Source organism: Serratia odorifera (assembly GCF_041448735.1).
In the GTDB taxonomy this organism is placed as follows: domain Bacteria; phylum Pseudomonadota; class Gammaproteobacteria; order Enterobacterales; family Enterobacteriaceae; genus Serratia_F; species Serratia_F odorifera.
In genome coordinates this window covers 678,101-704,510 of sequence record NZ_JBGMUT010000001.1, presented here as the reverse complement: position 1 = coordinate 704,510, position 26,410 = coordinate 678,101, and the positions used below count along the sequence as shown (strand labels likewise).

General features: G+C 51.9%; 25 protein-coding genes and 1 pseudogene. 2 read left to right on the top strand and 24 right to left on the bottom strand.

Going from position 1 to position 26,410, the window contains the following annotated elements:
* Nucleotides 1-55 precede the first annotated feature (55 nt).
* A complete protein-coding gene (locus ACCC84_RS03305) occupies nucleotides 56-964 on the bottom strand; it encodes a LysR family transcriptional regulator (protein WP_371901549.1) in 909 nt (302 codons plus the stop codon).
* A 121-nt stretch (nucleotides 965-1,085) separates the two neighbouring features.
* Between ACCC84_RS03305 and ACCC84_RS03300 the strand changes: the two genes are divergently transcribed.
* Nucleotides 1,086-2,015: an alpha/beta hydrolase gene (locus tag ACCC84_RS03300; RefSeq protein ID WP_004963913.1), complete on the top strand. Its 930-nt coding sequence runs from the start codon at nucleotides 1,086-1,088 to the stop codon at nucleotides 2,013-2,015.
* Nucleotides 2,016-2,322: 307 nt separating this feature from the next.
* Here ACCC84_RS03300 and ACCC84_RS03295 read toward each other — a convergent pair whose 3' ends face one another.
* Together ACCC84_RS03295 and ACCC84_RS03290 are read right to left on the bottom strand one after the other, a co-directional pair.
* Entirely contained in the window at nucleotides 2,323-2,781 is a 459-nt protein-coding gene (locus ACCC84_RS03295) for a PaaI family thioesterase (protein WP_071586676.1), read from the bottom strand.
* Between the two features lie 345 nt (nucleotides 2,782-3,126).
* Nucleotides 3,127-3,246, bottom strand: a pseudogene (locus tag ACCC84_RS03290) (hypothetical protein); the annotation flags it as partial.
* 345 nt (nucleotides 3,247-3,591) lie between these two features.
* On the opposite strand from ACCC84_RS03290, the gene ACCC84_RS03285 reads away from it, so the two are divergent.
* Nucleotides 3,592-3,909: a DUF1493 family protein gene (locus tag ACCC84_RS03285; RefSeq protein ID WP_371901548.1), complete on the top strand. Its 318-nt coding sequence runs from the start codon at nucleotides 3,592-3,594 to the stop codon at nucleotides 3,907-3,909.
* A 23-nt stretch (nucleotides 3,910-3,932) separates the two neighbouring features.
* On the opposite strand, the gene ACCC84_RS03280 is transcribed toward ACCC84_RS03285, so the two are convergent.
* The 21 genes from ACCC84_RS03280 to ACCC84_RS03180 form a co-directional block, all read right to left on the bottom strand.
* Nucleotides 3,933-4,703, bottom strand: a complete 771-nt coding sequence (locus ACCC84_RS03280; protein ID WP_371901547.1) for a hypothetical protein — start codon at nucleotides 4,701-4,703, stop codon at nucleotides 3,933-3,935.
* Complete coding sequence (locus ACCC84_RS03275; RefSeq protein ID WP_371901546.1) at nucleotides 4,696-6,972, bottom strand: prophage tail fiber N-terminal domain-containing protein; 2,277 nt, start codon at nucleotides 6,970-6,972, stop codon at nucleotides 4,696-4,698. The genes ACCC84_RS03280 and ACCC84_RS03275 overlap by 8 nt, the downstream gene beginning before the upstream one ends.
* Nucleotides 6,973-7,023: 51 nt before the next feature.
* Entirely contained in the window at nucleotides 7,024-10,416 is a 3,393-nt protein-coding gene (locus tag ACCC84_RS03270) for a TipJ family phage tail tip protein (RefSeq protein ID WP_371901545.1), read from the bottom strand.
* A gap of 58 nt (nucleotides 10,417-10,474) precedes the next feature.
* Nucleotides 10,475-11,083, bottom strand: a complete 609-nt coding sequence (locus ACCC84_RS03265) for a tail assembly protein (RefSeq protein ID WP_039991602.1) — start codon at nucleotides 11,081-11,083, stop codon at nucleotides 10,475-10,477.
* Between the two features lie 40 nt (nucleotides 11,084-11,123).
* Nucleotides 11,124-11,546 carry a lipoprotein gene (locus tag ACCC84_RS03260; protein ID WP_004957970.1) on the bottom strand — a complete coding sequence of 141 codons (423 nt, stop codon included), beginning with the start codon at nucleotides 11,544-11,546 and terminating at the stop codon, nucleotides 11,124-11,126.
* 43 nt (nucleotides 11,547-11,589) lie between these two features.
* Nucleotides 11,590-12,291 (bottom strand): C40 family peptidase, encoded by a 702-nt coding sequence (locus ACCC84_RS03255; protein WP_371901660.1) that lies wholly within the window; start codon nucleotides 12,289-12,291, stop codon nucleotides 11,590-11,592.
* A gap of 2 nt (nucleotides 12,292-12,293) precedes the next feature.
* Nucleotides 12,294-13,043, bottom strand: coding sequence for a phage minor tail protein L (locus tag ACCC84_RS03250; protein ID WP_371901544.1), 750 nt, complete (start codon nucleotides 13,041-13,043; stop codon nucleotides 12,294-12,296).
* Between the two features lie 8 nt (nucleotides 13,044-13,051).
* On the bottom strand, nucleotides 13,052-13,405 hold the full coding sequence (locus ACCC84_RS03245; RefSeq protein ID WP_004957963.1) for a phage tail protein: 354 nt from the start codon (nucleotides 13,403-13,405) through the stop codon (nucleotides 13,052-13,054).
* Nucleotides 13,405-16,803 carry a phage tail tape measure protein gene (locus ACCC84_RS03240; RefSeq protein WP_371901543.1) on the bottom strand — a complete coding sequence of 1,133 codons (3,399 nt, stop codon included), beginning with the start codon at nucleotides 16,801-16,803 and terminating at the stop codon, nucleotides 13,405-13,407. The genes ACCC84_RS03245 and ACCC84_RS03240 overlap by 1 nt, the downstream gene beginning before the upstream one ends.
* On the bottom strand, nucleotides 16,784-17,095 hold the full coding sequence (locus tag ACCC84_RS03235) for a phage tail assembly protein T (protein ID WP_004957959.1): 312 nt from the start codon (nucleotides 17,093-17,095) through the stop codon (nucleotides 16,784-16,786). Before ACCC84_RS03235 ends, ACCC84_RS03240 begins: the two co-directional genes overlap by 20 nt.
* A gap of 20 nt (nucleotides 17,096-17,115) precedes the next feature.
* Nucleotides 17,116-17,523: a phage tail assembly chaperone G gene (gene gpG / locus ACCC84_RS03230; RefSeq protein WP_004957957.1), complete on the bottom strand. Its 408-nt coding sequence runs from the start codon at nucleotides 17,521-17,523 to the stop codon at nucleotides 17,116-17,118.
* Between the two features lie 45 nt (nucleotides 17,524-17,568).
* Nucleotides 17,569-18,309: a phage tail protein gene (locus ACCC84_RS03225; RefSeq protein WP_371901542.1), complete on the bottom strand. Its 741-nt coding sequence runs from the start codon at nucleotides 18,307-18,309 to the stop codon at nucleotides 17,569-17,571.
* 10 nt (nucleotides 18,310-18,319) lie between these two features.
* On the bottom strand, nucleotides 18,320-18,721 hold the full coding sequence (gene gpU, locus ACCC84_RS03220; RefSeq protein WP_371901541.1) for a phage tail terminator protein: 402 nt from the start codon (nucleotides 18,719-18,721) through the stop codon (nucleotides 18,320-18,322).
* Nucleotides 18,718-19,281, bottom strand: coding sequence for a phage tail protein (locus tag ACCC84_RS03215; RefSeq protein WP_004957950.1), 564 nt, complete (start codon nucleotides 19,279-19,281; stop codon nucleotides 18,718-18,720). Before ACCC84_RS03215 ends, gpU begins: the two co-directional genes overlap by 4 nt.
* Nucleotides 19,282-19,291: 10 nt before the next feature.
* A complete protein-coding gene (locus ACCC84_RS03210; RefSeq protein WP_004957948.1) occupies nucleotides 19,292-19,567 on the bottom strand; it encodes a DNA breaking-rejoining protein in 276 nt (91 codons plus the stop codon).
* A complete protein-coding gene (locus ACCC84_RS03205) occupies nucleotides 19,560-19,880 on the bottom strand; it encodes a DUF2190 family protein (RefSeq protein ID WP_371901540.1) in 321 nt (106 codons plus the stop codon). Before ACCC84_RS03205 ends, ACCC84_RS03210 begins: the two co-directional genes overlap by 8 nt.
* An 86-nt stretch (nucleotides 19,881-19,966) precedes the next feature.
* On the bottom strand, nucleotides 19,967-21,991 hold the full coding sequence (locus ACCC84_RS03200; protein WP_371901539.1) for a ClpP-like prohead protease/major capsid protein fusion protein: 2,025 nt from the start codon (nucleotides 21,989-21,991) through the stop codon (nucleotides 19,967-19,969).
* Nucleotides 21,933-23,444: a phage portal protein gene (locus ACCC84_RS03195; protein WP_371901538.1), complete on the bottom strand. Its 1,512-nt coding sequence runs from the start codon at nucleotides 23,442-23,444 to the stop codon at nucleotides 21,933-21,935. The genes ACCC84_RS03200 and ACCC84_RS03195 overlap by 59 nt, the downstream gene beginning before the upstream one ends.
* Nucleotides 23,441-23,656 carry a DUF6148 family protein gene (locus ACCC84_RS03190; RefSeq protein ID WP_371901537.1) on the bottom strand — a complete coding sequence of 72 codons (216 nt, stop codon included), beginning with the start codon at nucleotides 23,654-23,656 and terminating at the stop codon, nucleotides 23,441-23,443. Before ACCC84_RS03190 ends, ACCC84_RS03195 begins: the two co-directional genes overlap by 4 nt.
* Nucleotides 23,653-25,764 (bottom strand): phage terminase large subunit family protein, encoded by a 2,112-nt coding sequence (locus ACCC84_RS03185; RefSeq protein WP_371901536.1) that lies wholly within the window; start codon nucleotides 25,762-25,764, stop codon nucleotides 23,653-23,655. The genes ACCC84_RS03190 and ACCC84_RS03185 overlap by 4 nt, the downstream gene beginning before the upstream one ends.
* Entirely contained in the window at nucleotides 25,754-26,263 is a 510-nt protein-coding gene (locus tag ACCC84_RS03180) for a DUF1441 family protein (RefSeq protein WP_089196894.1), read from the bottom strand. The genes ACCC84_RS03185 and ACCC84_RS03180 overlap by 11 nt, the downstream gene beginning before the upstream one ends.
* Nucleotides 26,264-26,410 lie beyond the last annotated feature (147 nt).

The window sequence follows — 26,410 nt, the reverse complement described above, 5'->3', positions numbered from 1 at the left end:
TGCATGAAATACGGATGGGTTACCGGCCGTTTGCAGTAGCGTTTGGGTGCCGCAGTTATTCCCAAGGCACGCCTTGCTGCCAACTTGCCACCAGCAGGTCAATAAAAGCACGAATTCGCGGCGATAAGTGGCGTTTACTGGGATAAATGATCCGAATAGGTTCTGGCGGAAAAGGATATTTCTCTAGCACCGGTATCAATTTCCCCCTACGCAAATCGTCAGCAAGCAAATAGGTCGGTAAGTGAACAATACCAAATCCGGCAATTGCCGACTCTCGCATGGCTTCCGAGCTGTCAAGGTTGAGCCTTCCCGGCCCATCATAAACAAAGACGCCTTCTGGGGTTGTAAACCGCCAGCATCGTCTTTTCTCGGCGCTCAGAAGAAAGATAGTGTCATGGTGGGTTAATTGTTCGGGTGTTTGCGGAACGCCGCGGGACGATAAGTAGTCGGGTGATGCACAAGTGACAATGCGTTGTGAAGCAATCGTACGGGTAAGAATACGTGAGTCGTCGCGAGGTTCACCGATGCGGATAGCTATATCAAAGCCTTCTTCAATAAGGTCGACAAATCTGTCACTGAAAGACACCTCTGCCCGTAGTTCTGGCCACTTTTTCAGATAAATATCCAGAATAGGAAGAATATGCCGCTGCCCAAAAGAGAGCGGCGCGCTAAGCCGGAGAGTCCCCGTTGGCTTAACCCTGCGCATCGCCATGGTGGCATCAACTTCCTCAAGGTCTTCCAGTATTTGCCGGCAACGGTCAAACATGACCCTCCCTTCATCGGTAAGACTCAGACTCCGGGTGGTGCGGTTAAGCAGTCGAACTCCCATACGGGTTTCAAGCCTGACGATACTTTTGCCAATGGCCGAACGGCTGAGCCCAAGCGAACCCGCAGCCTGGGTATAACTGCCCGCTTTTACCGCAACCACGAACGCGGCGATATCGCCAATGCTGTTGATCTCCATGCTTCACTTCTCTCACTGTATACGGGCGTTTCCGTACCTTTATATGGGAAGCACATTCCCGAAATGTTTATATATCATAAATTCCTGTTCCACATTAACGCAAATACCAACAGGAATACCCATGATTACTCAACCCACCCAGCAAGCCGTAAAAGAATGGTCAGAAAGTGTAGCCGGTCTGGCTCCGGTCCTCACAGGTCAGGATACCCTGACCTCGATGAATGAAATCCGTAACGCCTATAGCCGTATGTTGGCTAAAAATCCTGCGCCTGTCGGCGTTGGTTTTACTCAGATCGATATGGGAGGTATCCCGGGAACCCTGGTTACACCAGACAATCTTAAAACCGATGCCATCGTGATGTATATCCACGGCGGAGCCTATATCGTCGGTGAACCCGCGGGCTATCACGGCATTGGTGGCAACTATGCCAGCCTGCTGGGTGCTCGAGTCTATATGCCGGATTATCGTCTAGCGCCGGAGTACCCTTTCCCAACGCCGGTCACCGATACGGTGGATGCCTATGAATGGCTGATTGAACAAGGCGTCGACGCCAGCAACATCGTGCTGGTGGGCGAGTCGGCGGGTGGAGCGATGGTGGTCACCGTTATGGTTGCAGCGCGCAACAGAGGCCTCCCGCTTCCGGCGGGCGGCGTGTCTATTTCCCCCTGGGCCAACCTCGAACACAGCGGTGCATCCATGACCAACAGAGAAGGTCTGGATCCACTGAACACCAAAGCGGGTTTGGATTTACTGGCACGTACCTTCCTGGGTGACGCATTGCCCAATCATCCCATGGCATCCCCGGTATTTGCCGACGTCACGGAGCTGCCGCCGATACTGATTCAGATTGGTGAAAACGAACTGATGCTGAGCGATGCCATACGCCTAGCGACACACCTGAGCGATAACCGCGTGCGCGTCAATCTGGAAGTCTGGCCGGGTATGTTCCACGCCTGGCATTTCTTCTCGACGCTGCAGCCAGAAGCGCTACAGGCCATCGAAAGTTCAGTCATCTTTATCAAGCAAGCGCTGCAGAATGCCGCAAAGTAACCGTCATTGATGGTTAACTCACCTAGGGGCGCGGGAAACCGTGCCCCTTTATCAGCAGCTTGCAGAAATCCTGCTCTTTCCCGCCACGGCTTGACTCACCTGCCTGTTCATTTTCTCCCTTTAACCAACGTTGGCCCGTTCACGTCGAATTTTCCACAAAGATAAGCCCGTTATGGTCATCAAATGGAAAGGTTTTTTTGCTTTGCACATTACGCAGCGTCCATAAAGACGCTCGATACTGGTCAATAAAAAACCGCCCTGAGGCGGCCAAAATGGATATAATTAGGTAAATATCTCCCCTTCCATGTCATGACACTTTCTTCGTCCACGTCAAATCCGTCACCTCAAAAGAAAACATCTTGAACGTTGCAGTAGCCGTTGCAATAACATCCCCTGCCTCGTTAAGTAATTCACCAGATGTAAATATAATAGAGCTCTTTGCATGAGCAATGCGGCCCTTGCCATATATCTTCCCTGGAAAAGCGGCATTTACAAAGTTAGTCTTCGACTCAACGGTGACAGCAACTTTCCCTTGAGGCATCGTGATATAAATGGCTGGCCCCATTGAATCATCCAACATTGCCGAGAGTACGCCTCCTTGAATACATCCCATCGGGTTTACTAGCGAATTGCTTGCATCAAACTCAACATGGACTTCTTTCTCTTCGCTATTGTATTTAAGGAACTTCCAGCCAAGCACTTTTGCAACAGGAGACATTTCAGCCAGGCCATTAACAACATTCATGAAAAGTGGTTCACTAGACATAAATTTCTCTGTATCAGATAGAACAACAATTATTAATGTAGTAGAAATCCGATACAGTTCAAATTAACAACAGTTTTTTTTGAATTTTGCCCAATGGTAAACGCCGTGATCTGCCGAGCTGATTAGCTGCCAACCCAGCTGCTGCGGGCCATAAACCCCAGAAACAGACCGATTGATATCACCATGACTGCGGAAAAGGCTGGATCACAATAACGGTATAAAGAGGTAATTTTGGCAGGATTTCTATAAAACATTTTTAATAAAATGCTTTGATAACCGTTTCAAGTTGAATAATAAAAAATGGAAACCATCAGACCCACGTTATCATTTAACGCTTAAACACCATTACATATGCTTAATGATAGCGTCGCCAAACTCTGAACATTTCAGCAGATTAGCGCCTTCCATGCCCTTAACAATCAGGTCAGCCGCTTCGAACCAGCCCAGGTGGCGCAGCATTAGTTTGACGAACCAGATTTAATCTTTTGAAAAATATAAATATTCCATATAGTGGCGTATGGTTTTCAATCTATTTATGTCATTTGTAACCCGTTGATTTATATATAGCTGTGTCGGATTTTGATAATCCATTTTTCCCTTGTCATGCCTGAGCACGTACTCGCCTAAGCTATACTTGTGCAGAGTCAGGAATACAGGAAATACAAATGTGTGGTCGTTTTGCCCAAGAACAAACATGTTCAGACTATCTCGACATGCTCGCGGTGTTGTTATAACTGTATACGATGTCACTATGATAACGGCAAACAGTATCCGCCATTATAACTTAATCGCGAAACCTGGAGACCGACTGTGAAAGACATCGAGGCAGAAGTACTGGAGTTTGTAAGACATGAGCTACGTTGCAAGGTTGATGTAGATTCGTCACTGAATATTGGCGAACATGCCACTGTTGCAGAAGATATTTATGACATGATGGACAAGTACTCAGCTATTTTCAACATAGACTGTAGCCAAATCCATTGGCGCCGTTATTTCCCGCAAAAAGTGCTTCCATTCCTTCCAAACGCAGTGCTCCCTACGCGTCTTAAATCTGATCGACACAAACCTGACTCTTTCACTGTTAGCATGCTTATTGACTCCGCCAAGGCTGGACGTTGGCTGTATTAAGCCGGGTTATCCCCGGCTGGTCATCACGCCAATTCCCAATCAAACTGATATTTCAAGACATCCATAATCCATCTGTTGAAAACCGATACTTCATCAGAGCTAAGTGCAACGCTAAAAATCGCAGTCATAGCCAGGTCTACCGGTTTTCCATTCACAGAACCCAGTGGCCCCCCGAGCGATCCCACCATAATATTTCCGCCAATATCTACCCGGCCACCCGATGGCAGCGCGTACGACGCCGCGTTAAGCGCCCCATCTTGTCGCAACCAACAATTACCGCCATTCAAGCCAGGGGCGCTGCGCCCTTCTGCTATCGCCCACGTACCAGGGTTATATGACAAAGAGGTTTGAATAAGGCCTTTAGTACCATCAGCTCTGACAACAGAGTTATTGTAAAAAAACGAGTTAGGCCGGAACATCAGACCGGTACCCTGGCTTGTTCCGCCTCCCGGTGCTTGGCCATTAAAGTTTGATAAAATCGCAGCTTCTTCTTTGGGATCCGGTGCTCGTGCAACGCCAATCAAAGTCATCTCGTCAGTATGTGCTACGCGACTATCAATGTAATTTTCACCACTATTGAACGTGGTATAAGTACCATGCGGTACCGGCTTGCCGATAACCCGTCCCGCCGGCTTACCTCGTACTAAATTTCGCGTCAGGTTTCCTGTGTCGCCACAATAAAAATTGAGATATTCAAGCCCACGCATGATCGGCGTTGTGACGCTCTTCGCTCGAGAGATCGCTCGGGAGTTGTTGGAAACGATAGTGATACCGAGATCGACTAAATCAGTCATTTTTTACCGCCTCAATTCTGTACGCGCAGCTCGCGTTGTTCAGTGGGTAGGGTTTATCAACGTAGGCAGGTAGGTTTGCAGCAGCATATTGGCCGGTTCCCTCCCTGTATTCATAGTTGTACAGTGCTCGCGTTGTGTCTGAATCAAAAAGGTTTCCATCCCCGCTGTATGTCTGGCCGGCATACCACACGTAAACAGGTGACACGAGATCGCGATCAGCAACGATACGCGTGATAGTGTCAGCTGCAATCTCAACGTTGACGATTGTCGCGTCGCCGACAGCATCTGTGATGCGATAGCCCTTGTTCTGGAACATCGTCGGATTAATAGCACTGAACGTTTCACGCCATTGAAGCGGAGGACTCCAAACCATATGGTCGGCGAGAACTTCCCGGCCTGAGTATGTGGCGCTGATAGGGTGCAAAGGGAACCAGTCAAGACGGCGATCGGCAACCTGGTGTAACACCTTCCCAATCTGCTGACCTAACCAACGATACCCGTTTGGGTCCCGGTGGCCGCCAGGCTTGGACGGAACAAACGCTTCTGGGCCGACAAGAAACACATTGTCGCGTTCGTTCTGCATTTCGACATGCGCCATGCCAATCGACAGGTTCGTGGCATCCCGGGTGTAATTATCCCCTGTCTGCATAGTGATAAAGAACGGGCGTTCTGTTACACCAAAGATCGCTTGATTTTCAGAGCTAATATCATCAAACAGCGTACCCAGAACTGCTTTAAAGCCGTCTTTATCCGTCGTGCCGTCTTTACCGAGGTAGTTCCACTGGTTCCCGTTGTAAACACAGCCTGCAATCCCGCATGTTAACGTACGGCCAATTTCCGTAGATTTCGCATCCACAAGCGCCTTGATATTATTCAGCGCCTTCAGTACGCGATTTTCATAGTGCTGAGCCGGTGCACCTTTTGACAATTGTTCAACAGAACGGCCAGCGACGGCGCAATTCACTACGATAATTTTCCTGTTGGGGTTTTCTGTCATCCCCTGCAGCTGCAACTGCAAAGCACGCCAAAGGTGAACTGCACTGACTGCGCTATCCTCACCTTCGCTTGTATCACCGGGTGCCAGCGCAGCAACTTGGTCATCAGGTAGCTCAAGCGCATTTGTGCCTTGCACAATAGCCCGCAATGGTTGGAAAATATTTTCACCCAATGGGGCATATGTCCCACTTCGAGAATTGCCGCGCGTTGAACCACCAACCATGAGCAGGTTTTCGATTTCCCTGGCAACTTTTGTCAATGCAGGCCAGCCCTCCATTGCAGAGGCGAGCGATTGACCGTATACGAGAATAATGCAGTAATCCCAAATTGCCCCGGCGATGTCGTAGGTGATGCCCCGCGATTTTCTGAACATCGCAGCAAGCTTATTGCGGTTGTCTCGTTCTAACAGTGTGTTGCCCGGCTCCGGCGGCTTAGGTGGCTCAGATTCATCTACTGGTGAGTCTTCTGCCTGGAACTCAAACGACTGCGGATCCATTAAGATGAATCGGCCTTCGACATTTGTTTTGATTGAAAACGCCTCGTTAACCAATTCTTCGGTACCAACAAGCACTTTTGCCGTTCCAAACGCACCACCCTTTTGGATCTCAAACTCAGTAAAACCATTAGGGTCACGGATAGCTGCGGCAAGATCGGCCTTATCATCCTTCAGTGAATTCGCCACTTTTTCCACAGCGTTACCGCTGGTAGTGAAAACGCCTGTCGGTGTCAGTACTTTATTAACGTTGTGGTATTCGTCAGAAACGTGACCTTCAACGGTAGAGCGAACCCAGATGTACTCTCGGGTTTCTGCGCCACTATTAACAGCTTCCTGTGCTTTCGCTAGCGTTGGGTATGCGTCAATTCCAGCCTGGGCGGCATCAGCTGACGCTTTTGCATCATCCCGCGCTTCTTTGGCTTGCTGCGCATACACGGCCGCCGCAGCACGCATATCATCAACGATTGCCACAATCGCTGGCGTTAGCTCATTCTGACCTGGACTGGTCAGGAAATCATTCAGCGTCCCTGGCTTAGAATCGCTATAAACAGTAATTTGCCCTACTTTCTCGAATGGACGACCATACGCTTCAATCATTACGTTATGCGTGCCGACTTCGACAGACAGTGAATAGCTACCATCTGGGCCAGTTGTGGAGCTTGATGGCGCAAGATGAACTACTGCCGATGAAGTCTTGACCGCTGTCAGCATAATGGTTACACCGGGGCGCGGATCGCCATTTGGACCAATCAATTTACCGCTGATTAACACAGCCATATTTTCTCCAGGCGTAAAAAAACCCGCCGAAGCGGGCTCCATATAGATGGTTTAATTAAGAGAGAACCCGCTATTCTGCGGTGTGGCCCATACCATTACTGTGTAACTGCTACTTTCACTATTCCCTTGGTCCAAGTCGCCTGCATGGATATTAATATCCAGCGATTCGGCTTTTCCAATATCTCGGGAAAAGGAATACATAACAGTATATCTCACTGCACTTGATGAGTTTGTATTGCTAGCCAACTGTAACCCATTGACGGCCGAGCCTTCATTACCATTAAAATAAACTTTGGTTTTTGATTGTCGGATCATCACAGCCATCACGTAGCCGTACACGCGCATTGGCATCAGTGGGTTTCCGTCATAACGAAGTACTCTATTGGCATTCGTAGTGGCGAGATTAAAGGAATACGCATTACCTTGAACTAAATTACCCTCTATGTTTGCAGCGGATAATTTACCATCGATAGTGCAATCCTCAAGAATGTGACAATTTCCTATTTCACCGTTTTTAAACCAACCGGAATTAGATCGAACACTACCGGATACATCAACATGGCTAAATGTCGCAAAGCCATTTTTGTTGATTGCCCATCCCTGCCGCAACTCTGGGTTATCATTCCATATATAATTGGATGATTTGATTTCCTCAGCGATCTTGGCGCTATCAATAGACGCTTCTTTGATGAAAGCACTATTCATAAACACCTGGCCACCTTCCACCGCAAATGGCACTGAGACAGACGAACCCTGACCATCGGCGGTGTTCAGTACTGCGAACCGGTCAGCCAATATCAGCACCTGGCTCTGCATCCCTTCTGGGGTATTTTCAACGCCCACTCCGATCCCGGCGGTGTACAGCTTCCCGTCAACGGTCTGGCCAACTTTAACAGACCACATATCTTTCAGCTTTCCGGCATCCTCTACCGGCCCCAGCAGCTCCTGCCCCAGCTCCGTTTCGGTGATCTTCCCCTTCAAATAGTCCAATACTTCGCTGGCGTCATCGCTCGATGTTCCTTGTGTCCATCCCGTCCAGGGCCCAGTATTTCCCAGCTTGTCTACGAGACGCGCTTGAAACCAGAAATTAACGCTGGCGGCCAGCCCTGTCATCGTATGGCTACGCTGTGGGTAGGCATAATCGCCGAGGTGCATTTTGTTGCTGCCATCTGAGTTCTGGCTATACCAGATTTCAGTACGCTGCGTGTCCTCTGCGCCGAGCGGGAACTCCCAATTCAAGACAATGCCGAACACCTGGCCTACCGTTGTGAAGCTGACCAATGCCGGCGGTTCTCCCTGCTTACCGGTCAGTACCATTTCAGCCGCATTAGCCCATACGCTGGAAATTTCGGACGGGTTAATGGCGCGGACACGAGCCTGATAGCGTCCGGCATAAATGCCAGAAACCTCAAAGCCGAGTGTTGACGTGCGCGGTGCGGGTATCCAGTTGCCGTTGTCCCGGCGCCACTCCGCCTCATATGCGATCGCGCTTTCAGCCCTGTCCCACGTAACGCGCAGTGTGGCCACGGCCAACCCTTGAATAATGGCTGACGACTCACCGATCTGTACATTGGTCGGCGGCGGCTGTACATCCGGTGGGATAACGCTGATCGGCGGGTCTTCGATACGCGCTCCAGTATCAATTTTCGCGTATTTATTGGGGTCATGTTCTACTGCGGTAATATCGAATGAAGCCCCATCATCGCCTTCTTTAATGCCTGTAACGCGGTACTGCTGCAGCGCGAGGTCTGACGCGTCAACTGCCCACACAGCTTCGGAAACCGGTGTTTCAGAATACGCCGTTGTGACCGTAACGGTTTTACCCGATACAGCCGCAATGGTTCGCCCCTCCGCTTTCCCGCTTGGCAGGTTCAAAATCAAACGTTCGCCAATAGCTGCTGAGGAAACGCGATCAAGAGTAATATTGCGGCCATCTACGGAGCTGATACGGCCACCGAGTGGGCGTCCTGCAAGCATTTCATCGGCTACAGCGATAACCCACCCCGGTAACGGCACCTTGCCATCAAGACCGACAGTGAATGAAACCAGGCGATCTTTATCGTTGGTGTGTAGCAGCCATTTACCCCGGCGGATACCTTCAGACTTTCGAATACATCCAATAGCGGTCAGATCGGCCTGTTTGATGCCATAGCGGCGGATCAGTGATTGTTCTGCTACTGGCTCTATCGCATCTTGATAACCGTTTGCCGGGTCGCTCCAGCTCACCATGCAGGTGCTGTAATGCGTTTTCTCGCTGGCGCTGGCATAGGTAAACTTGCCATCTTTCACGTTGGCGCGAGTGAAGATGTATTTAACATCGGCGGGCATGTCAGCAAGGGCATTCATGCCGTTATTTGCCCAAAAGGTAGAGCCGCGATAAATGGACGCTATGTCACGTAATACATTCCAGGCATCCTCTTGTGACTGGATATAAACGTCACAAAGAAAACGTGGTTCTTTCCCGTCACCACCCCGGCCATCAGGCACTAACTGATCGCAGTACTGCCCGATCTGATACAAGTCCCATTTTGTCAGCGCGAGGTTTTCCGCCTTAACTTGAGTGCCAATGGAGAACCGGTCATTTATCATCAGGTCATACGTTATCCAGGCGGGGTTATTCGTCCATGCTGTTTTAAATGTCCCGTCCCACACCCCGGTATATTCCCGTGTCTCCGGGTTGTAATTCGATGGCACCCTGACGATCCGCCCTTTTGGCTCACAGGATACTTGCGGAATATTGGGAAACTGTTTCGCATCGAACTGGATAAACAGCAGCGCTGTTTCCGGGTAACGTAACTTGGCGTCGATCGTCTCCGTAATGGCTTCGACAACCATTTTATCGGCGACCCGGTTACTGGTGCTGTTTGGTGTCAGACGACGGACACGCACTTGCCACCCTGTTGTGGCCACCGGCAGATCGATGCGGTGACTGCGCTCATATTTGGTCGTCGTTTTGCCATCAACAGCCGTGCGCAACACCTCTTGATAGGCGCCACCATCAGTGGCAACGTCAATTGCATACTCGATGCGATACCCGACTACATCCCCGTTATCTTGCTGCTGCTGCAACTGGGCCCAAGAAAAGCGAAGCCGTACTGCTGAAAGTTGTGTATTCGTCACCGAGCGAACCCAATCTCTATCGCTGGTTAGTTCGGTGCTGACAGTAATTTCATTCTCTACGTCCGGCATGCCGGGAATATAATCTTGGTGCGGCGTACCAGGTCGGAGCTCCCAACGAACGCCGGGAAAGTTTTCAGAGCCATCTGCTGACGTCAGCGGAGTGCCATCGAGAAAAATCCGGGTACCATCGAGATCCCCCGCAAATTCCCCTTCACCCAGCGCCAGAAGTATTTTTGCGTATGAAGTGGACTGCAAGGAGTCAGGTGATTCTGTCGGGGTGCTCGGGCTGCTACTGCCCCCTTTGCGGCCTTCAATAACGTGCATTCTTTTCTCCAGGCGTAAAAAAACCCGCCGGAGCGGGTTCTGTTAATCAGCGTGCTTATTACTGCTGGTCTTCTGCGTAGATGCCAGCGGAGATGATAGCGCCACCTATACGACGCTTCCCATATAGGATTGGTACTGGATTACCCTGAGCAATGGTGTTTACTGGGCCACCAAAGGCGTAGGACGGTTTGTTATCTGGGTCCTGCCGCGATGCGAGCCCACCCTGCATAGGGGAAAGCATTTGAATCACACCACCAAGCATCATTGCCCCGCCAGCCCATGCCAACTGAGCACCAAAGGCTGACATTGTCCCTGCGCTGAAATAGCTGATTGCAACACCAACAACTACCATCACAGCCCCTAAAATGGTTTGAAATACCCCAGCTTTTTTGCTGCCAATGACAACTGGTGCGATTCTAATATCCGCTCCGTTGGAGTTTAAAAACAAATCTTCTTTTACGAGATTCCGCTTCCCTTCGAATACCGCATATGTGAGGCCTTGTTCTTTACTTTTAAGTAAAAACTGTTGAAACCCTGGGATAATAGTTGATAAAGCTTTTATTGCCTCAACGGGGCTATCCACGGCAATACGGTGCTCACGACCGAACCTGGCACCCAGCACACCATACAATCGGATGGTTTTAATTTCCGGAATTAAAATAGGCATACGCATATCCAATAAAAAACCACCTTTCGGTGGTTTATTTTCAATTTAATGGGAGTGGCTTCACATCAAGATTTCCACTTGGGTCGGAGAATAACCTAACTGCTTTCGTTTGACTCTGTTTCAAATTTATATCCCTACCAACAGGAACCTCGTCTGCAATACAAACCTTTCCCTCGCCTTTCATCGCAATATTGTGTTCACCTGCAGGGAGGTAAAAATTCACTCGCTCTCCTGGATTGAGGCTTGCGGAACGCTCACCGTCAACATATACGCCAAAATAACAACCGCCACCTAAAAAGCCGTTATCCCTGACTACAATTAGTTGTGCGCTATTTACTTGTGGAGATTGATATTTAAAAACTCTTTCCTTTGGGGCTAATTTTGCCTGGTTTGGCAAAACGGCTTGAGTCGCACAACCTGATAGAGTCGCTATTGCTACAGTCACAAACACTATTTTTTTCATTGTGATATCCCTTTGCTGAATATCACAACATCATAGCAGCAGATCAGCCTTTGTAACGTAAAACGGTGATTGTCCTTTCTGACCAGTACCCGCCATAAGGAACGCGCGTACTGAGCTGTCCATACATGTGATGCACCATTACCCCATCGCCCAAGTATACGCCTGCGTGATTCGGCTCCGGAGCCTGAACTTGCATAACGATTACGTCGCCGACCTGTAGCTCGCCCGAAGCCGGTACGAAGCCAGCCTCGGCGTAGAGTTTCATATAGAGGTTTTCCCCTCTATCCCACCAGCCATCTGTCCGTTTAAAATTCGGCAGCGTGATGCCACGCTCGAGCTGATACCAATCCCGGATAATGGCGTAGCAGTCCCAGAATCCATGCACGAACGGGCGTCCAAGCAACGGCTTGATGCCCGCACTGGGCATCAATTCCCTGATATCACCTTCCGGCCAACTGGCAATGATCCACGGCAACTGTGACAGGTCACACTGTGCGATATCGAGCTGGCTGGGTTGGGTTGTTGCATCAGGGTGGCTGTGGACAATCGCAACGATTGTGCCGGCATCTTCAGCGGCAGCGTAATCCTCCGGCGACAAACTGAATTGTTCCGTTGGCTCTGGAGACAGATTGCGGCACGGTACATAGCGCTGCCGGCGGCCATTCTGCACCACCAGCCCACAACACTCTCGCGGATACTCAGCCTGAGCATGCGCCAAAACGGCGCTGATTATCTGTTTACGCATCATTACCTCTTCAGCAATGCCGAGCCTGGGAAACCACCGAACGGCAGTTGCTCTGTCGCGCCCCAACGTTTTTTGCAATCACTGAGCAGACCGCCGCAGGCGTCCTTTGATGGATCGTCAACAGGATTGCCGTCTTCATCAAAATATCGCGTTCCCGTGTATCCACATGATGCCCCGCGGTACTGCCCGCGAATGCACCAGGTGCACAGGCTATGGATTTGGCGCGTGGGGATTTGAATACCCTGCAGGTCTGCCGGTGAAGAAAGCTGGAACTCAATAACTTCATTATCTTCGCTGGTCTTGTTCTCGATATAGAATACATCCAGCTTTTCCTTTGTCGGATCAGCCTCTGCATTCCCATTAGGGAAATTACGAACGTCAAGATATTGAGCGAAGGTAAAATGTCGAGTCACCTTGGCCCGGGCCATGTTCTGATATGCCAGACACATAGCAGAAATGGTTCCGTCCAGGTTGGCCACACGCAACGTTGGCGTTGGTGCACTGCCATCATTGGTCACTTCAAACCCCGTAGCCTCAACTGGCCACGGTTTGTATTCTTGCCCCTGCCACCAAATCGATTTCGCAGGTAGTTGATCAGGATCGCCGCCGCCGGCGATCAGTTCATCTTCGGTGTAAGGGATCGGATAGTTATGGAAAAACAACTCCGGACCGTCGAACATGCTGCCGTCAACATGGAACAAATAGACCTTGCTCCCCGGCCGCAGCAGTTGGAGATCAGCATTGATTGACATAATTTTTCCTACGGGTGATATGCGCGGGTGAATGTTACGGTCAGGATATAATTACGGCCCTGAGCATTGGCAAAGGTCGGCGTTATGGTAAAAGCCCCAGCGTCGTAGAGCCCCAACTGGTACAACGGATTACGCCACTGAAATGAACGGTATCCGTTATGCTCTCGTAAAAAAGACACGATCGGTTCAATAAAAGACCAAGGGCCCGAAAACGTTAATGGCCAGCTTTCCTTTTCGCTGTTGATGCCATCACCGGTTACCTGTTTGTAGCCATCACCGAACTGTACTTCTCTGACAACCGGCTCAAATTCCCCCGCCGAACCATACCGGGGTGGAAAGCTGAACGTTTTAAGTTGTGCCATTAGCCCCTCCCTCCACGAATAGCGCGGTTTAATACACCGTTTTGGCTGAGATCCTTATCTCGTAACTCACGGTATTTCTTGGCTACATAGTTGCCAATATCAGCGCCAAACGATTCCAGCCCTGGTGCCGTTTGCTGTTGTGATGCCTGCCCATTGCTGTCGATGGTGATATTCACCTGTGGTGCCGCTCCAGTCGGGCCTGCCGCGGCAGTGTTATAGGCACTGACGCCCAAACGACCATCTGGACCACGCTTCAATGGCAATATCCCCTCGTAACCAGCCTCACCCATCACGCCAGCACCTTTGGCAAACGCAAAGAACGTCGGCTGATTCACAACCTGCCCACTGTAAGCACTCAGCGAAGGTGAAGAGTATGCGCCGCCCTTGGCATTAGCGAACATAGGGACAGAACCGGGGTTGTTACCAGCACCGCCCGAGAAAGCGCCAAAGAGACTTTGCAAACCTTGAGACATCGCCATTCGCAGCGCGATTTTGGCCAGGTCTGAAAGGATTGAAACAGTGAACGACCTAAACCCGGCTTTTCCCGTCGTCACAAAAGACGTCAGCGCATCTTCCATACCAGAGAATGCCCCCGTGAAGAGTGATTTAGTCATACCGGCTGTATCGGCGGCCTGATCCTGATAGTTACTCCAGGCAGAAGAAGCGCCTGCCATCCAGTCCCCTCGCAGCCTGTCTTCCGCCGCGTAATAATCCTTCGCGGCCTGTAACTGGCGCTTATAGCCAGCATCATCCAGGCTCCCGCCCTGGTTCAACCACCCTTGGCTAAGCTGAGCAAAAGTGCTTTCACGCTGGCCAGCACGATCCCCCAAACCGGCACTGCGCTGCAATGCCTGCTGTTTCTCCGCCATTTGAGTGACATATTTGGTCGAAGCGTCCTGCAGTTTGTTGAGCCGTTCCTGCTGGGCAATTTGATCGCCGAGCGAGGCCTTCTGCTCCGCCAGCGCCAGTACTTTATCCTTGCTGGATAACAAGGATTTCTCCTGTGCGGATAGCTGACGTTTACTGGCGGCCTCTTCCAGCACAGTGAATTGCGCCTGCGCTTTCCAGAGATCCTTGCGCTGCTGGCTTATCGTGTCATTCAGGCCAGTATGTTGCCGTAAAACCTCCAACTGAGACTGCAGAGCCAACAAATCAGATTGAGAACTATCTGCCGCCCGCTCGCCTGCAGGAGTTCGGTATTGAGGCGCTTTTGGGGATTTTGGATCCTTGAACTGTTCGTTAATCCGTTGTATCTGCTTATCACGCTCTGCAGCAGTCTTGATGATGCCGTTGTTGAAGGCCTCATTCGTCTGCCTGATTAATTTCGCGCGCTTTTCTTCCTTGGTCTGCAGTGTGGTAGCCAGAGCATCTTGCTGTTGCGCCAAGCGCAAACGCTCCTGCTCATTTTCCTTTTGCTGCTGGCCTACGGTCTGTATGCCTTTCTCTGCACCACTTCGCAGGTTCATGGCATCAAGTTGAGCATTCAATAAATCCAGTTCTTCACGCCAGGCCTGCAATTTACCATTGCGCTGGTTGTAGCCAGTGCGTTCAGAATTGGCAATCTGCCGTTGAATGCTTGCCGCACGAGATTGCAATTCGGCAGTAGCCTCACCGGCCGTCTTGTCTCGGAAAACCCCCGTAATGGCATCCCACATCCCGCCAGCCATATCCTTCAGCGTACGCATATAGGACTCAACCGAGGAAAGCTCGGCTTTCATTTTCACTGCCGTACCATGCATCGCTTCGGCAGCAAGATCAGAGGCCAGTTTTACTGCATCCATCTGCCGACCTTGCTCTTCCAGAGATCGTATGTTGGCGTACTGCTCAGCAGTAAGGAAATGCAGGCTTTCATTCAGCGCTAAAATTCCCTGGCTTGGATCCTTGGCAATCGCAGTAAATTTGCCGGCCAATACGTCCAGCCCTTCGCCGCTCTCTTTCGCATAGGCGGCAATCGCCTGGCTTATCTGTGAAAAATTAGTTCCCGATGTGGCGCCGGCAGCAATCAGTGCCTTGAGGGAGTCAGTCACTGAAGTAAATGAACGTCCGGCAGCCGTACCTTGGTAAACCAAATCTTGCAGGCCTTGTTTGGTTAACCCAGATACACCATTGGTCCGTACCAGCTCACGATTAAGATCGGCGATCCTTTTACTGCTGTCGTACGCATCATAAGCCAGTAACCCCATCACCGCGGCGGTGCCACCGATAAGCAACCGTGCCGGCGTTAACAGACTGAGCATTGCTTTTAGTGCATTACCGGCACCACCAAAGCTATCTTTGATCTGGCCCCCCTGCTGAATGGCAACCAGCCATACAGGCGCACCCGATGCTAAAGAGGTTGTAATGTCGGTGATCTGCATCGGTAATTGGCGCATAGCCATTCGATATTGACCAGCCGAAATCGTGCCTCCCTTCCAGGCGCTCTCCTGTTCCCTGATTTTGGCAATCAGAGGCGCTGCCTGCTGGGAAATACCTAATTGCGCAGCCTTATACTCCTGAATTTGAGCGTTTGTTTTACCCTGCAATTCAACCTGTTCACGCAACGTGGACAAATAATTTTCCCGTTGCCGTTGTGCTCGCTCAACCTCACGCGTGGCAGCACGTTCAGCTGCTTCCTGTTCCGCAAGAGCTGCCTTCAAACCACGTGCGGCTATTGCTGCTGCGCGTTTTTGATCAGCCTCACGGCGAGTCGCAGCCTCTTGCTGGCGTAATGATTCAATAAGAGGAGCGGCTTCTTGGCTGATCCCAAGTTGAGAAGCACGATACGCTGCTGATTCAGATGCTGACGAACGGAAAAGCGCATTCTGATCACGCAGTTTTTGAAGAAAGGCATTTTTGGTTTGCGTAGCCTCGCGTTCTGCTTGAGACAAAGCACGCTCTTTCGTCGCCGTTTCCGTCACCAGCGAGAGGTAATCGCCCTGCGTAATATTGCCGGCAGCCCTGGCTACCCGGATCTGCTCCTGGATGACACGAAGTTCCTGCAGGCCGTTTTCCGTACCCCTTATCGCATCGATCTGGCGAAAAAATGATGCTGTAAGACGGTCCTGCGCATCCCCAGTAACCTGTGATTGCTGCTGCTCTTCACGAAGACGGGCGCTAAGTTCCGCAATACGTTGATGGGTTTCATCCACGGCCCTTGATGCTTCAGACCATTTCCCCTTCATGCCATCCACGGCGATAGCCTGGCTTGCCTGCATCTTGGTGGTAGCGCCGGCGCTGTTTTCCGCTACCCCACTAATGGTTGCAGCCTGGCGTTCAGCCAGTCGCCGCATCCGTTCGGTAGACACATCCGCTTTTCGGCTAGACTCAAGCAACTGACGCTCAACGCGCCCCATCTGCTCCTGAAAAGAAACGGTGTTTGCATCCAGATTGACGACGAGATCAGCAATCTGCTCCGCCATAACGTACCCCTCCGAAAATCCCCTCCCCGATCAACATAAGTTCATCGTCTGTTTGCTCTGTTTCCGGCTCGGGCGGGGTTAATATGCTGAAATCACCGGGATAAATATCTTCATCACCGGAAGTAAACAGAGCCACCATGGTTGCCTTGAGTGATGAAAACTCAGCATCGAGCAAGGCGTCAGAAAAGCGGTTTTCCCGGTAATATCCTGCCCACTCGCCCAGCTCCGTCGAACTGATCTCTGAAAGCATCCGCCGCCAGTCCGGGCGCTTAAACTCGCGTGCCAGGCACATGGCAAAATGGATTTCGGAGGCTAGGGCTTTTCCGGGGTGAGCTCTTCCCTGGGATCTGGCAGGGCATGTTCATCGGTATCTGAGTGTTCAACCTCGGCCGGTACCATATCGCTCAGCACCAAGACCTTCTGGCTACAGCCGGCAATCGCCGCACCAGACCATTCCACTAAAATAGTCTGCTGCAGTGTTTCAACATCTTGCTTTTTATCGCTATGCCAAAGCGATGCGGCCACCAGCCAGGCGTTAATGCGCAGGCGCATCGTGGTAAAAGCAATGTTTCGGTCAGAATCGCTGGTATCTTCTGGCAGTGCATCGAACTGATCGGCTGATTTTTTAATAAATGAAAGATAATCAATACGTTGCAATCCAGAAAGTTCACTCACTTCCACTTTCTGACCGGCATAGTCAAACGTGTCTTTTTTCAGCATAAATCCACCAATAAAAAACGCCCCTTACGGGGCGCTATATTAAAATTAAGCCACAGTGATCTTGGCAATAGCCACCAGCAGACCATCGTTTGTCATCCCGATGATGTCCACGCTACCGGCTTTTACCCCTTTCACTTTGGCCACATTGCCATTTTGAGTTACCGTTGCCGTTGCCGGCGCAGAGGTACTCACTCGCAAACCGGCATCAGTCGCATTGGTCGGCAGAACGTTAAAGGTCAAATCCACGGTTGCCCCGACTGCAACGTTTGCGGTGGTCGGCGCGACGGTTACACCCGTGACAGGCACGACTGGCGAATCACCGTCTTCAGCAATGTACGGACGCCCAGTATTGGTCACTTTGATGGAGCGGGTGATCACCTCTTTGGCGGTCACGGTTTTCCCCAGGCTGCTTATCCAGCCTTTGAACACATCAACGGCGCCATTCGGGTATTTGACCTTGTAACCACGGACCTCCCCGGAATGGAACCACGCTACCAGACCTTGCTGGCCAGTTTCGCCGGGCTTCCAGGCTAACGTCAGGTTAGCCTCACCGGCGGACTTCGCCCCTTGAGCCGTCGCATTCCAGTCAGCGTCTTCATCATCGAGATAACTGTCGTCATAGGAATCAGCAGTGATTTCACCCGGCTGCAGCTCCTTGATTTTCGCCAGCCGTGTCCAACCATCATCAATGAGCGGGTTGCTGTACGGGTCGCCATTACCCGTATAAAGCCAAAAGGTTGTCCCGGCGCCTTTTACTGGCGCCAAAGGATTTGGAGTTTTTGCCATTATTGGCTCCTTACATGGTGTAGGTCAGTTGGTAGGAAATATCGGCGGCACCCCAGGTGGCCATGTCATCATCCCGTTGGTAGTTGTAACCCACGGGGATCATGGTTTCAGCCAGACTTGCCATATCAGGAATATCATTCAGAACAGGATAGATTTTCTCTTCTACCCACTGATCCAGCGCCGCATCAGGCTGGGTCACCTTGAGATACACAACAATGTGCAAAATGGCGTGCCAACTATCCTCGTCCAGCGATGCGCCCGTATAACGTGCGTCATCAAGAAACACGGCCACGGCCGGCAAATCATTTTCATCAACGAACGCCGGCCTGCCGTCGAAATAGGTCACATCATCCGTGATTGTTGCGCGACAACGGTCCAGTATCGCGTTGCGGATCTCAGCATGCTTAATCATCCAATTTTCCTCGCAAGATAAAGCCGCAACTGGTTTTTCAGGGCATATCCCATTTCCTTGCCCATATCGGTTTCCAGCAAACGCCGCGTTTCTTCCTGATAGGCTTTGGTCAGAGGTGTTACCAACGGAATTTTGACGACTTCGATCGGATAACGGGATCGACCAACACGTCGCATGACATGCCAGCGGCCGTTGTTCAATTGCTGAATAAATGCATTGCGGAAGGTGTAGCGCCCAATCTTCAAGACGCTGCCCTGTTTACCCACAAATCCAGCACGACGGGATAGTTGTAACCTTGCAGCCCCCAGCTTGATCGCCGGCAAATTACCACGGTTGATCGAGAGCGTTGCCCGTGGCGGGTTTTGTTCGGCACTGGCCCGGCGCAACCGGGCACGCTGCCTGATCAATTTCTGCTGCACCCGAACATCTTCGGCCACCAGTTTGGTGCTACGACTTATTGCTCGTCCTGCAACGCGGTTCAATGACTGCGCCGTCGCGCGCGGCACCATGGACTTGCTGAGGGTGTTCAGATTACGAATGGCCTGCTCTATGCCTTTCATGCCGATCCCCTTATTCAATCCAGATATGTGGCTTACCGTTAAAAAGCTGGTGACGCGTCACGATGTAGTTTTTGCCAGTGAAAATCACCGCGTCATTTCGGTGTGGTCGATACCCCGCAGTGAAAATCACCAACGAAATACCGTCACCACTCATCGCCTGCAATTCAGGGATAAAATGGGCTTCCACCGCAATGTGATCAGCGCCACCCAGCGTGACAGGCTTACCGAGCCGGGAAAGTGTGACGCTATCCATCCTGGCGGCCATCCTGTCAAACGGATTAGCCATTGAGTTTTACCGCAATCACAGTGACGTCTTTCGCCGCGGCTTCCCAGGCATAGCCGGCGGCCACAGCGTCAGTCGCGACCAACTGCACCACGCCATCCTTGATAAACACCTTTTTGCCGGCCGGGATTACATCAGCCGCCAATTTAGGCAGTTGAAATACCCCTGAGACAAAGCCATCACCGGTGCGACCGCTGGCGATATCCGTGATCGCCACAGCGACCAGGTCCCCCACAATGACCGGGGATCCACTGGTGATATCCGTTGTGGCCGTGATAGCGATGGTGTTGCCGTCTTGCACGAAGTTCTTAGCCATTTGAAACTCTCCATACGGCCCCTCACAGGGACCGAATTTCAGGTATAAAAAAAGCCCGTCAGGGCCGTCATGTTTGCGCTGCTGGCTTATTTGCCGGAGGAGTAAGTCATGCCGCGGTGATCGATCGGGGCAACACCCGCATCAATGCGAACCTTGGTCGCGATACCGTCAGTATTGAAACCCTCTTGCTGATCGATATATGGCAAGTCAACGCCGTTGAGATATGCGACCTCGATAGTGTCGCTGCCCTTGGCTGATGCCAGATACCAGGCGGCCGGATCAGCGTCGTCAAGACGCGCTTCACCAATCACCGAAGCAAAATTTCGGATCGGGTTGATAATGCCGGCATTGATATCAGCCCCTTTCACGCTGGCCGACTTGATTGTCTGGCTAGCAATCGTTTCCAGAGCGGTTGGTACCAGCAGGAAGGCCGGGCGAATGTTCAACGAGCGGCCGGTGGTCGGTTCTTTCTGCGTACGCATCAGCTGACGGGCTTTATCCAGGTTACCGACGTCAATGGCGCCGGTGGTCATGTTTTTGTGGTCAGCGCTAAACAGCTTTTTACCGTCCGACATGACTTTGTTATCCACCAATACGGCGTAAACCAGATCGCCGATCGTCGCTTTTGCCGCGCGGCCCATCTTCATCGGCACATCCGTCAGTTGGTTGAGATCGTCGTTGATAATGGCCTGGCGGGTGATAGAGAAAATTTCCCCATAAGTGGCCAGTGCAATTTTTTCACCGCGATCGCCGGTGGTAACGTACTTGTACTCGGCCCCCTCACGTACCTGCCGCAGTGACGGGAACCCACCCAGGCCGACGCGGGTCGCGGTTTTAAAGTCTGAAAGTTGGCCTTTTTTGGTCCACTGTTCAAACGTTTCGGCAGCTTCTTCCCACCCCTGCAGAATCGACTTATTCGCCACATCCAGCAGAATGTTGCCAAAATCTGAGGTGCTGTGTGTCAGCGCCAAACCGACCATTTGAACCGGGTTTAACGTCGAAACGCTAATCCCGCGCTCGGTCAGCGACATACGCGCCAACTCGCGCAGCGTCATACCGTTATAGGCATTACTATTGTCACGCTCTTCATAGCCGGCGCGGGCCATCAACATCTGGCGGACACCATCGCCAACAATGTTCCCGTTACTGATATGCGCTTGGACGCCGATCGCGATTTTGTCTGACGGGGTTGTCCCTTTACCCAGCATTTCAAGCAATTTGTCTTTTGCCGCGGAGACTGTGCAATCAATATCAGCGATGCAGCTAGCCTGCAGCTCCTGATGCTTGCCGCCAAACATGGCAAACAGGTTATTGATATCGGTCACACGGGCCTTTTGTTCAGCCACCACCTGCGCACGGATCGCAGCAGCATCCACGCTATTTTCAGGTGCGGACGGTGCTGGTTGTGGCATAGGCTGCGGAGCTGGAATCGTGCTGTTACGCGGCGGGGTGATCAGGTTACGGATAGAATTTGGCATTTTTTCAAAATCCTCAATGCGTTTGGAATGAATACAGGCCATGGCCTGCAGAGAGGGAGTGACCTGATCAGCAAAACCTAGAGCGAGGCATTCTTTGCCATCCATCCAGGTTTCATCGTCAAGCATGGCGGCGACTTCATCTGCCGACTTTCCTGTTTTAGCGACATAGGCCGGGATCAACACGTTCTCGACTTTATCCAGCAAGTCGGCGTAATTTCTCATGTCGTTAGCATCGCCGCCGGCGAAGCCCCAGGGTTTGTGGATCATCATCATGGTGTTTTCCGGCATGATGACGGGGTTGCCGACCATCGCGATCACTGACGCCATGGAAGCCGCCAGGCCGTCAATATGTACAGTGATCGCGGCACCATGATTTTTCAGAGCATTAAAAATGGCGATGCCGTCAAAAACATCGCCACCCGGGGAGTTGATATGCAGGTTAATTTGGGTAATGTCGCCCAGTGCCTGCAAATCTTTAACAAACTGCTTGGCCGTGATCCCCCAGTAGCCGATCTCGTCATAGATGTAGATATCGGCGGAGCTGTTGGCCTTGGCCTGCATGCGAAACCAGGAGTTATTTTTTCCGGCGTTCGCTTTCGGACGATGACTCGCCCTGTTTCGTTGCTTCGGCACTGGTGCCTCCTTTGTCGTTGGCGGGATCGGTATCAAACACCAGCCCCAGCTTGTTGTTTTCGTCTATTTCTGCTTTTCGCCGGCGCTTAACTTCAGATGGATTTGCACCGCGAGAACGGATCCAGTCGCTTTCTGTTGCTGCGCCACCGCGCACCTGCACTTTCCAGCCATTGGCCTCTTTCAGCGGGTCAATCCACGGCATCACCGGACCGCTATACACGGCGTTAAACAGTGATTTCATGTCGAGATCGGCCGGTGTTTTTATCACGCCAGAGGTGATTGCCATCTGTAGCCAGTTTCGGTAATTCGGCCGAGATATCGCGGCAACGAATGAGTCCTGCAGAATGTTGTAACCTTCGAATGACTCCACCAGCTCTTGCCGTTGGGAGGAATAGGTGCCGTTATAATCCCGCGCAATGCTGGAGTAGCTGCCGCGACTACCGGCAGATACGGCCCGCAGCTGCCCATTACGGAAGTTTTCAAGGTTGGGATTGGGGCGATCCGACTTGATCATGCCGATTTCTTCACCCGGCTGAAGCCCATCAAAGAGCATGCCTGGGACGATATCCATTTCTCGATCATCATCAGGTGTGTTATCCCCATCGTACGACTGGCCATCGCCTTTTTTCACGTACATACCAAGCGCGGCGGCAATACGTGCCGCGGTCAATTCGGCATCTTCGTAATCCTTCAGCGCACTGAGACGAACAAGGATCCCGGAGAGCAAACTGTTACCCCTGATCTGATGCAGGCGACGCACAAATTTCAGGTGCAGCATGTTTTCGGCGCTGATCTCCTTGGGATCGCCTAATGCTACCCCTGATGTGGTCAGAGATTTATGGACCTGGTACTTGGTTGGTCGGCCCCAGGCATTCAGGATAATCCCCTGGCATAGCCCTTTCCCGCTGTCATTACTGTCCAAAGGCACAAAATCAGGCTCCAGGGCTTCAAGCCAAAATGGCACGCCGGCCTGCGGGGTCAAGCCCGGGACTTTTCCCTGAACCATCTGACAAAACACTTCGCCGTCCCGCAGCCAGGTGCGTGCCAACAACCGCTCCATTACCGGGCGGGTATATTGCCCGGTGACCTCGGGCGCAATAGACCACTCCGCCCATGCGGCTCGAATTTCCTTGGCCAGATCATCTGCCACCGCCCCCGTTAGCAATAATGGCTGGGGCTCAACGATGATGCCGCGCGCACCGACAATACGTTCCTCCATCTTGTCCAGTAAGCCGATCACCAGATCGTGGTTGTTATCCAGCCATCGGGCCTGTTCACGCAAGGAGCGCCCACCAAACTGCGTCAACTGATTGGCGTTGCGGTTTTCCTTGCGCGCCTTATGGGTTCGCGTCGGCATTACCGCCTCATAGGCAGCAATCTTATAGCGGGCTTGCAGCCGACCGGCTTTCCATGCCGGTGAGAGAATGCCGATCACATCATCGATAAAACTCATGGAAACCTCGCCACTTTGTACATCGGCCGCCCGCGACGCGCCGCGATCATATCGCTGAGCCTTCGCTCCCAGCTCGCCCGCCCCTTACGGATTTCAGATAGGCTTTCCATCGTCATCGATTGGCCGTTAAACGTGATCGACTTCCCCTCCAGAACCGCCTTTTCCGCAGCCACGTAGCTCTGGATCATGTTTTCGATATCGGCCTGATTCATAGCCACCCTCCTGAAGAATTAATGGGTGCCCACGCCGAAGTTTTACCTTCAGCGTCGGCGGGGTCTTTTTGTTCGGTTTCACGTATTGTTTTTTGGCGGGATACTGGTTTTGTTGCAGGTAACGGGGAGGCTGAATATTCAAATGGTTCTGCCCATGGTGGTGGCTTCTCCCATTTAATCTTCTCGTAACCTCGCAAGATCACCAGTGCCTGGGCGTAGACCATCAAGTCGAATGCTTCGTTGGCGCCGCGGCCCGGCTTTTTCCACTTTCCATCTGGACCGCGCTCTTCATACGTCAGTTCGTCATAAAACCATTCACCGATCCAGTCGGGGAAATGCACATAGTTAGCCCCCGGCGTACCACGAAGCAGCGCGTTATTAATCCGATCTTTCAACGCGTTGGTTTGCAGAAGGTAAAGCGGTACATCCCCACGCGCTTGCGCGCGCCGGTTTGAACGTTCTGTATTATCGGGGAATGTTTTACTGATCAACTTGCTGCGGGCTTGGCTGTCGCCCTTGAAGAGATAAACGCGCTTCTGCACTCCATCCCGGCGGCACTTGCGCCAGAATTCGTACGCATTGCCCGTTACACCGTCCTCACCGCCGGAGTCAACGGCCATGGCCAGTACAGGCATTTTTACGCTGGGGTCTTTATCCAGTGGCCAGCATTTATCCAGCACATCCGTGCGCAATAAGTCCCAGTCTTCAAGGTAAGCGGCCGGATCAACAGGCAAGCTTTCGCCGTTCTTATCGAACCGCATCGATTGCCTGATGTTGTAGCGATCCACCAGCCAGCGCTCGCCATGTGCGCCGTATCCCATGACCTGCACGACAAACCGACGATTTTTCCCGCCCTGAACATCCACCGTAGCCACCAGGAAGCGAACCCCTTCGGGAACCGCGCGCTTCGTGACAGCCTCCGCCCGCGCCATCAGTGCATCCGATTTTCGCTGTTCGGTTGCCGACTGCGGCAGATAAGGCAAGCCCCAGTCGGTGTTGATGATAGCTTTCAGCGTTTCTTCGCTGCCATTGGCTTCAAAGTCCTGCTCAGCCGTCAACAGCTTGTAAACCAGCTGTGCCCAAGTTTGGTACGCCGCCGCCGGCCCTTCCATCCAGAACGAAGCGATGCGTGATCGCCGTGGCTCACCATAACGTTCACGGTTTGCCCTGATTTTCTCCCCATCTTTCAGCCACACGCCGAGGCCGTTCAGTTCACGCTTTTGGTTTGCGGTGATCCGCCCGGCACAGTGAGGGCATTCCATATAGGCTGCCTCGCTGGCCACGACCGGATCGGTATGTTCGCGGAACCCCGTCATGTTCGCTTTAACAGGCTGGAAGAATTCACCACAATGTGGGCATGGCCAATACCAGCGGCGGCGATCGCCACGATTAAACAGCGACAAGATACCGGTTGTCGGCGGCGCTTCATGCAGCGAACTCGGCCGCCACTTACCATTGGTGATCTCTCGACCAGGGGAACTTTCCACCAGAGTCATGCCTGATGACATAAACGTGGTGGTTCGCTTCGATGCCAGTGAGAAGCCATCCCCTTCTCCATCAATATCATCCGGCCAGCGGTCATAGTCCGTCAGGGCTACAAACCGATAATCCGAGGATGACATGATGTTGACCGATGGCCACCCGATCTTCAGATAGTTGCCTGCACGAAATGTTTTATCGTGGACGTTGTTGTCGTTGGTTCGGGGGCTAAGACGCTGTGCGACTTCCTTGCTGACACGAAACGTCCTGTCGAGGCGCTTTTTGGAGTGCTCACGGGCTTTTTCTTCGGTCATCTGAATGAGCAGAAAATCAGCCGGATCGCAGACGATGGTATAAACGATCCAACCGTCAATAAGTCCTAACGTTTTCCCTGTCCGCGCGGGGCCGACAAAGACCACAGCATCATACTCGCGCGATGCCAGGCAGTTCATCGGCTCAATAATATACGGGGTGAGCGTCGCATCCCATGGAAGTGAAATTCCGGCGCCCATTGGAACCTTCATATATTTAGCAACAGCCTGCGCCACCGGCATGCGCCGCGGCGGTTTTAGTAATGTGGCCACTTCACGACGCAGGGCGCTGGCCGATGCGTAACAGTTAGCTATCATCGTTTCCCCCCTCCACTGTCACAACTTCCGCAGCCAACATTTCCCGCATTTCGTCTATTGCAGCCTGAGCTTCAGCTATCTGATCCGGGCGCCAGCCCCGGTCACGCTCCAGCTTATCTGGCCAGGTATCCAGCACCTGCGAAATGGCCTTAACCAATAACGCCATTTCCCGGTGTGCCTCTGATGCCGGGAGCAGCTGTTTAAGCGACTCCTCAAGCTTGATTCGTTCATTTTCCGACTGGTACCAGTCCTTGCGGTCTTTCGGCCCCATCTTGTTCGGATTCTGAAGATCTTCAATATCGGCGGGCTCGGGCGCGCCAAACAACACTGGCCCCACGTCTTTAAGGGCATAAACGGGGTTGCCTTTCACCGTGCCGGCGATCGGCGTATTAGCCTCAAGCAGCCGCTTTCGCACCGTGCCGCGGTTCAGCCCAAAAGCTTCAGCAATCTTCGCTACGCTCCAGTTGTAGGCGTCCCCCAGATTGCTGATGTTGGACATTGACACCTCACGTTGTCAGGTGAAGTCACGATTTATTTCGTTAACTCAAAGGGTTGCAAGCTGGTCAGATGACAGTGTTATTATGATTTTGTCACCTAAAATACGTTTTTATCTCTATATATCAATTAGTTGTTTCACCTGCTGCTG